The organism is Aquiflexum sp. TKW24L, from assembly GCF_023502205.1.
Lineage (GTDB): Bacteria > Bacteroidota > Bacteroidia > Cytophagales > Cyclobacteriaceae > Cognataquiflexum.
The window spans coordinates 95,606-102,677 of the sequence record NZ_JAMFLG010000017.1 but is presented as its reverse complement, the minus strand read 5'-3'; the positions used below and the strand labels follow the sequence as shown (position 1 = coordinate 102,677).

8 protein-coding genes are annotated in these 7,072 nt (G+C 38.1%); 7 read left to right on the top strand and 1 reads right to left on the bottom strand.

The window, feature by feature from the left end; genetic code table 11:
• The first annotated feature begins 173 nt into the window (after positions 1-173).
• Positions 174-893: a 1-(5-phosphoribosyl)-5-[(5-phosphoribosylamino)methylideneamino]imidazole-4-carboxamide isomerase gene (hisA, locus tag M3O96_RS12765; protein WP_249720981.1), complete on the top strand. Its 720-nt coding sequence runs from the start codon at positions 174-176 to the stop codon at positions 891-893.
• Between the two features lie 97 nt (positions 894-990).
• Positions 991-1,479 (top strand): hypothetical protein, encoded by a 489-nt coding sequence (locus M3O96_RS12760; RefSeq protein ID WP_249720980.1) that lies wholly within the window; start codon positions 991-993, stop codon positions 1,477-1,479.
• 76 nt (positions 1,480-1,555) lie between these two features.
• On the opposite strand, the gene proC is transcribed toward M3O96_RS12760, so the two are convergent.
• Positions 1,556-2,359, bottom strand: a complete 804-nt coding sequence (gene proC, locus M3O96_RS12755) for a pyrroline-5-carboxylate reductase (protein ID WP_249720979.1) — start codon at positions 2,357-2,359, stop codon at positions 1,556-1,558.
• Between the two features lie 302 nt (positions 2,360-2,661).
• On the opposite strand from proC, the gene M3O96_RS12750 reads away from it, so the two are divergent.
• The 5 genes from M3O96_RS12750 (at position 2,662) to M3O96_RS12730 (ending at position 7,040) form a co-directional block, all read left to right on the top strand.
• Positions 2,662-3,111 (top strand): hypothetical protein, encoded by a 450-nt coding sequence (locus M3O96_RS12750; RefSeq protein WP_249720978.1) that lies wholly within the window; start codon positions 2,662-2,664, stop codon positions 3,109-3,111.
• A gap of 10 nt (positions 3,112-3,121) precedes the next feature.
• Positions 3,122-3,322 carry a helix-turn-helix transcriptional regulator gene (locus tag M3O96_RS12745; protein WP_113924503.1) on the top strand — a complete coding sequence of 67 codons (201 nt, stop codon included), beginning with the start codon at positions 3,122-3,124 and terminating at the stop codon, positions 3,320-3,322.
• A 125-nt stretch (positions 3,323-3,447) separates the two neighbouring features.
• Positions 3,448-4,629, top strand: coding sequence for a 6-bladed beta-propeller (locus tag M3O96_RS12740; protein ID WP_249720977.1), 1,182 nt, complete (start codon positions 3,448-3,450; stop codon positions 4,627-4,629).
• Positions 4,630-4,728: 99 nt separating this feature from the next.
• Positions 4,729-5,892, top strand: coding sequence for a glycosyltransferase family 4 protein (locus M3O96_RS12735; RefSeq protein ID WP_249720976.1), 1,164 nt, complete (start codon positions 4,729-4,731; stop codon positions 5,890-5,892).
• A gap of 95 nt (positions 5,893-5,987) precedes the next feature.
• Positions 5,988-7,040: an NAD-dependent epimerase gene (locus tag M3O96_RS12730; protein WP_249720975.1), complete on the top strand. Its 1,053-nt coding sequence runs from the start codon at positions 5,988-5,990 to the stop codon at positions 7,038-7,040.
• The last annotated feature ends 32 nt before the right edge of the window (positions 7,041-7,072 follow it).

Here is a 7,072-nt window from a genome sequence, read left to right as displayed (position 1 = left end):
GATTGTAAAATTACAAAATTGCAAGATTTAAAAATTCTTTACGCTAATTCATTCGATTTTGAACTTTAGCTAATTCATTCGATTTTGATCTTTAGCTAATTCAATTTGACTCCTAAGAAACTGCTGAAAACTGGAAACTGAAAACTGAATACTGAAAACTTCCCCCTTCCCCAATGAAAATCATCCCAGCCATAGACATCATCGGCGGCAAATGCGTCCGGTTAACCCAAGGAGATTACAGCCAAAAAAAAGAATACCATGACAGTCCTTTGGAAATGGCAAAGCGCTTTGAGGGAGTAGGAATCGAACGTCTCCATTTGGTAGATCTGGATGGAGCTAAAGCAAAAAAAATAGTCAATCTTGAAGTTTTAAAAAGTATAACCGAAGGAACTTCCCTGAAAGTTGATTTTGGAGGCGGTATCCAATCCGATTTTGATATCAATCTTGCTTTTGAATCCGGCGCACATCAGGTGACAGGGGGAAGTATTGCTGTCAAAAACCCCGTCTTGTTCGAATCTTGGATAGCAAACTTTGGAGGAGAGAAAATCATCCTTGGTGCAGATGCCAAAGACCGGAAAATCGCAATCTCAGGTTGGGAGGAAACCACTTCGATGGACCTGATCGAATTTATCAAATCTTATCATGCCAAAGGAATCCAATATGTAATCTGTACCGATGTGGCGAAAGACGGTCTCCTTCAGGGACCTTCGTTGGAATTGTATCAGGATATTTTGTCTGAGATTCCTGGTATCAAATTGATTGCAAGCGGGGGAGTGGCGGGGATTCATGATTTGGAAGAGCTTCAGAAAATCGGCGTTTATGGGGCAATTGTAGGGAAGGCGTACTATGAAGGCAGAATAAGTCTTGAAGAGTTAGGGAATTTTGGATCATAAAAAGTGTAGGTTTTAAAATTTTTTACCAATTTAGAGCCAAGTTTATTTTACTACTTTTAAGTAAAAAAAAACTTGCTAAAACTTTAAAACAATATCTATGAAATCCAGCCTTTTAGTTTTTCTGCTTTTTATTTCCCTGAATTATGCTTTTGCCCAAACGGACGTCAGTTTCCATGCAAAAGGGATAGAGGGATGTTATACTGAATACTATATTGCCTTCACCGAAAGAGGCGCCAATCCTGTAACAGATGGCCAGCATGATGTGGTCATATCTGTCATTCACCAAGGGAAGAGCGAATGCTATCTTGGCAAAGCAACAGTAAAAGGTGGAAAATTTATCAATCCGGTCATGATCCAAAAGGATGACATGTCTTTGGTTCCTTTAAATACAATATTCCAAAGCCTAAATCAAAATTGGTTAGAAGAGCAAGATATGTCTACTCTAAACAATATTACCGATGGAATGACCAATATGTTCGTTACTAAAGACAATTACGAATTGAGGATGTTTTTCTACACTTTTATCCATCAAAATGTCAGGGCCAATAGGAAGGCACCACCTGCTGATGTCTTGCTAAAAAAATAAAATCGGAAGTATTCCAATCTTAAAAAAATAAATTCCCTGCCTCTTAATTCCATTTACGAGGCAGGGAACTTTTGTTTTATTTCTTTTCTATTTTTTCATAGGAAGCCAAAACTCCCCGTACCATGGCTGCTGAAAAACCCTGATGCTCCATTTCATTGAGTCCGACAATCGTACAACCTTTAGGCGTAGTGACTTTGTCTATGGCTTCTTCGGGATGGATGTTTTTTTGGATCATCAATTCTGCGGCGCCTTTTACTGTTTGGTTCACAATTTTGCTTGCTGTTTTGGCATCAAACCCGATTTGAATTCCTCCTTGAATCATCGCCCGCATAAACCTCAATACATAAGCAATCCCACAGGCACCAAGTATCGTAGCAGCTTCCATCAGACTTTCATCTATCGTGATGCTGAACCCGACACTGTTAAAGAGACCTTTCACTTGATTTTCTGTCGATTCTGTGAAATTTCTACCGCAGATACAGGTAACAGATTCCCGGATATCGGCAGCAATATTTGGCATTGCCCTAAATGCAACAGTAGTTGGATCTATTTCCTGAAATATTTCATCCAAAGTGATACCTGTCGCAACTGACACGATAATCTGTTTTTTGGGATCGAGGACCGGATTGATTTCTTTTAGAATAGCGGAGACATTGTATGGTTTCACTCCCAGAATAACAATGTCAGATTCTTTGGCAGCAATCAGATTATCCGAATGTACCCTGACCCCTTTGTCCTGAAGGTAAAGCAGGCTTTCCGGGTTCCTTTTGGTGACGTGGAGGTTTTGTGGCAAAAAATCAGCCTGTTCCAGCAAGCCGTTTGCGATGGAGGTTCCGAGATTTCCGCATCCGATGATTGCGATTCTTATATCTTTCAGCATTTAGTTTTTTGGTCTATTAGGTTTGACAGCATAAAGGTAAAAAGGAAACCTTGTTTTTTGGAGTTTTACTTTCAATCAAACAACCGAAAGCAAAAATTCTTATCCGGAAATTTTTTGCTTTAATAATTTGATTCAAAAAAAATTTATCAAATTTGTTTGACTATATGTAAAACAAAATTTACATTTGGTAAAAATATCTTTACAAAAATGGAGGTAATATTACTTTTGAGTTTTTATGTATTTGCCGCATTCGAATATCAAAAATGGATAGCTACAAAATCACTTTAAACCCACTTTAGACCATGTTAACGAAAATATTATTGCCCCATAGATTTCAGTTTATAGGATGGATGCTCTTTTTTCCTTTGGCCATTCTTCTGATCTTAAATAGCTTTTATGACTACGAAATCGGATGGCTGACTTGGGAGGGATTCAGGATGGGTGACATTTTTGCTCCATCCAATGAAAATTTCACCAATGAAGTTGCGATTGTTGGAACATTTTTGTCTTTGTTTTTTATCGCTTTCTCCAAAGAAAAGCAAGAGGACGAATACATTCAGAAGCTCAGGTTGGACAGTTTGTTGATTGCTTTTTACGTTTACGGACTGCTTACGGTATTGGGAACTCTTGTTTTTTACAGTACGGGTTACCTCGAATTCATGGGATTCAACATGTTTTCAATTCAGTTAGTCTTTATCGTCAGATTCAGATGGGTGATGTATAGACAACAGGAAACCCTTACTTTGATTTAACATTGGCAATATGAAAAACACTGTCAAAGTAGAACGTGCCAAGAAAGACATGACGCAACAGGACCTTGCGGATAAGATCGGTGTCTCCCGGCAGACGATTAATTCCATTGAAGCGGGAAAGTACGTTCCGTCCACTGTTCTTGCGCTCAAAATTGGCCGGGTATTCCAGACGCCTTTGGAATTGATTTTTGAATTGGAGGAAGGGGATTAATTAGTTGACAGTTGGCAGTCGCAGTCTGAAGAAATTGCTATTAGAATTTCACCTCTGCCTAATAAATATTGAGAAAACAGGAAAGTTTCTATTGCGGATTTAGGTGATTTTTATAATTTAGTTTTATGAAAGAAAACAAAGCCATCATTTTTATCCTATTGACCTTCCTGCTGAATCCGATCTTGATTTCCTGTGAATCAAAAACCAAAGGGGATGCTAAGATTATACAAGTGGATTTGGATGCTGCTAAAAACGGAAAAATATCAGACCATTTCGAATCCATTGACTACATCCTCTTGGACTATCCTGACAGTCTTCCGATAGTCAATCCTGCCAAAATGATTCTGACAAATGATAGGATTTTTGTCGAAAGCAGGGAAACTGCTGCGGTTTTTGTTTTTGACAGGAAAGGGAATCTTCAGAATGTTATCAGGAATTATGGTGAAGGGCCAGGCCAATTTCTTTTGATTGATGACATGTTTTTGGAAGGGAATTTGGTTAGAATTCATTGTACATATTTGAAAAAGTACCTGATTTTCAATCTAGAGGGAGAATTAATTGAGGAAGGAAAATTGGACGAAATTGCTGACCGGAGTTTTATAGGGAAGGATTTTTCACTTTTTCATTTTCAGAAAGGGCATGGACCTGAGAAATTTACAATTATCAGAAAAGAAAATGACAACGTTACACAGGGGTTTTTTCCGCTTCAGGAAGGGTTTGAAATTTTTTACAGTTACAATAGCATTTATGGATTTCAATTTGATCCATTCCGTGATTGCTATTACATTGTTGGCTTAGATTCTTATGAAATACCCGTTTTGGATGGCAAAGGCATTTTGAAACAAAAGATTGATTTTGATTTTGGCAAAAACAATTTTGAAATTAATAAAAGGATAGAGATGGCTCAAGATCCAAATGGAGTGAACGCCTTAATGAAAGACGGAAAGATTGTCCGATATATCAATTCATTCTTCCCTTTCAAGAATAAGTTTTTTGTTAACTTTTTTTCCGGAATTAGAAATTCCCATTTCTTGTTTTTGGATGAAAACTTTGATGTTATCTATCATGTCGATGAACTTGAAAATGATTTTGATGGGATGAAGATTTATATGAGGTCTTGGGCTTATTCAGAAATTGAGATTATTTATCAAATAGATTCGAAACAATTTTACAGTGACTATGTCGAAACATTCATGGGTACTAAAGTGACAGTGAAAAAGGGCGGTATCCATGATTTTTTTAAGAGTAATAAAGAAAAATTGGAAGAGGAAAAATACGTGTTGGTGGTAATGAAAGTTAAAGAATGAGTACTTCGATTTTTAAACAATCCCTTTGACTTTTTTATATTTTTTCCAATCCCCAAGCAATAAAAAGTTATATTTGGCATTTTAAACGCAAAAAACTGAATGTCAAAAATTATCCGGATCACCACAGTACCAATTTCATTAAAGCTTTTACTTTCAGGTCAGATGAAGTTCATGAAGGATGCAGATTGGGAGGTAATTATGGTAAGTGCAGATGGAAGAGAAATCAACGAGATTGTAAAAAAGGAAGATTGTAGGCACGAGGTAATTCCTTTTACAAGAAAAATAACTCCTCTTCAGGATCTTTCCTGCCTTTGGCAACTGTATAATCTAATCAAAAAAGAGAATCCGGATATTGTCCATACCCATACTCCAAAAGCAGGACTGCTAGGGATGTTGGCAGCCAAACTTGCAGGAGTAAAAGTAAGGATTCATACTGTGGCAGGCCTACCTTATATGGTGGCCGAAAAGCAGAAAAAGAGTCTTCTTGTCAATATCGAAAAGCTTACCTACTCATGGGCAACCCAAGTGTGGCCCAATTCGCCTTCCCTGAAAAAATTCATTGTCGATGAAGAATTGGTTGGGCAGGAAAAATTGAAACTGATCGGTTTCGGTTCTTCTAATGGTGTGGATTTGGAGAAATTTAATCGGGGGATTTTGAAGGAAAACCACCTTGTGGCCGCAACGATGAGGATTATGCCCGGAGACAATGACTTTATCATCCTTGCAATAGGCAGGTTGGTAAAGGACAAGGGGATAGAGGAAATGGTATCTGCTTTTTTGGATTCCAAAATTTCCGACAGATCTAAACTTGTATTGCTTGGTTCTTTCGAACAAGAACTTAATCCGGTTGATGAAGAAATCGTCAGGAAAATAAGTGACCATCCGAGGATTGTTCAAATAGAATGGACGGACCATGTTGCCCATTACCTCGCCTTGGCAGATGTTTTGGTGCATCCATCGCACAGAGAGGGATTCCCAAATGTGCTCTTAGAAGCAGGTGCCATGCAGGTTCCGATTATTTGTTCTGACATCATCGGAAATACGGACATTGTGACCAACAAAAAAACAGGGCTGGTATTTCCTGTAAAAAATAAAGAGTTTCTAAAAGATGCATTGGAGTTTGCTTATATCAAAAGGGATATTATGCAGGAATTGGCAGATAATCTTTTTAAAGAAGTGGAAGAAAAGTACCAAAGAAAGAAAATGCATCAATTAATTTTGGAGGAATATAAAAATTCCATGCGCACCATTGAAGGAAATTGATTTCGCTTAAACTAAATACTCTCAGAAATTAGGTTTATCAAAGTCAATTATTTAAAATTTTATTCGTTTTTTGCAGATTAATTAAGAAGAAGAAAATGAAATATCTTGTTACAGGTACTGCAGGTTTTATTGGCTTTCATGTTGCATTGTATCTTCTCAAAAGGGGAGAAGCTGTTGTCGGGGTTGATAATATCAATGATTATTATGATGTCAACCTTAAGTATCAAAGACTTGCAGAATGTGGCATAGTCCGCGAAAGTGTTTTAGAAAACAAAAAATCTATTTCCAATACCTATCCTCATTATTCTTTTTTTAAGATGGACCTTTCGGATAAGGCCGTTTTGATGGATATTTTTGAGACAGAAAAAGTGGATGTGGTCATCAATCTTGCAGCACAGGCCGGAGTTAGGTATTCATTGACCAATCCTGATGCCTACATCACAGCCAACATCCAATCTTTCTTGAATATTCTGGAGGCTTGCCGGGCGTATCCTGTCAAACATTTGGTATATGCTTCCTCCAGTTCTGTCTATGGTGCGAATACCAAGATGCCTTTTTCCACTTCAGATAACATCGACCATCCGGTAAGTCTCTACGCTGCCACCAAAAAATCAAATGAATTGATGGCGCATACTTATAGTCATTTGTTCAATATCCCGACTACAGGACTGAGGTTCTTCACTGTTTATGGACCTTGGGGGAGACCTGACATGGCTTTGTTTTTATTTATCCAAGCTATCGAGAAGGGTGAGTCTATCCAGGTCTTTAACCATGGTAAAATGAAAAGGGACTTTACTTACATTGATGATATTGTGGAAGGTGTCATCCGAGTAGCTGACAGGCCTTCCAAACCTAATCCTGCATGGACGGGTCAAGACCCTGATCCGGGATCCTCTTATGCTCCTTTTAAGGTTTATAATATCGGGAATTCCCAACCTGTAGAATTGATGGACTACATCGGTGCTTTGGAAAAAGCAATGGGTAAAGAGGCCATCAAGAACATGCTTCCGCTTCAACCTGGAGATGTACCCGCTACCTATGCGGATGTAACTGACCTTAAAAGAGATACTGGCTATCAACCCCAAACATCAGTGGAAGAGGGCGTTGCCAAATTTGTAGCTTGGTACAAAGAGTCTTACAAAAATTAACCCGTAGCAAGCCATCTGCCGAAAAAAAAAGA

Bases quoted from the DNA above. Each gene is read 5' to 3' on its own strand.
- hisA (WP_249720981.1), top strand. From the start codon at position 174: ATGAAAATCATCCCAGCCATAGACATCATCGGCGGCAAATGCGTCCGG.
- M3O96_RS12760 (WP_249720980.1), top strand. From the start codon at position 991: ATGAAATCCAGCCTTTTAGTTTTTCTGCTTTTTATTTCCCTGAATTAT.
- proC (WP_249720979.1), bottom strand. From the start codon at position 2,359: ATGCTGAAAGATATAAGAATCGCAATCATCGGATGCGGAAATCTCGGA.
- M3O96_RS12750 (WP_249720978.1), top strand. From the start codon at position 2,662: ATGTTAACGAAAATATTATTGCCCCATAGATTTCAGTTTATAGGATGG.
- M3O96_RS12745 (WP_113924503.1), top strand. From the start codon at position 3,122: ATGAAAAACACTGTCAAAGTAGAACGTGCCAAGAAAGACATGACGCAA.
- M3O96_RS12740 (WP_249720977.1), top strand. From the start codon at position 3,448: ATGAAAGAAAACAAAGCCATCATTTTTATCCTATTGACCTTCCTGCTG.
- M3O96_RS12735 (WP_249720976.1), top strand. From the start codon at position 4,729: ATGTCAAAAATTATCCGGATCACCACAGTACCAATTTCATTAAAGCTT.
- M3O96_RS12730 (WP_249720975.1), top strand. From the start codon at position 5,988: ATGAAATATCTTGTTACAGGTACTGCAGGTTTTATTGGCTTTCATGTT.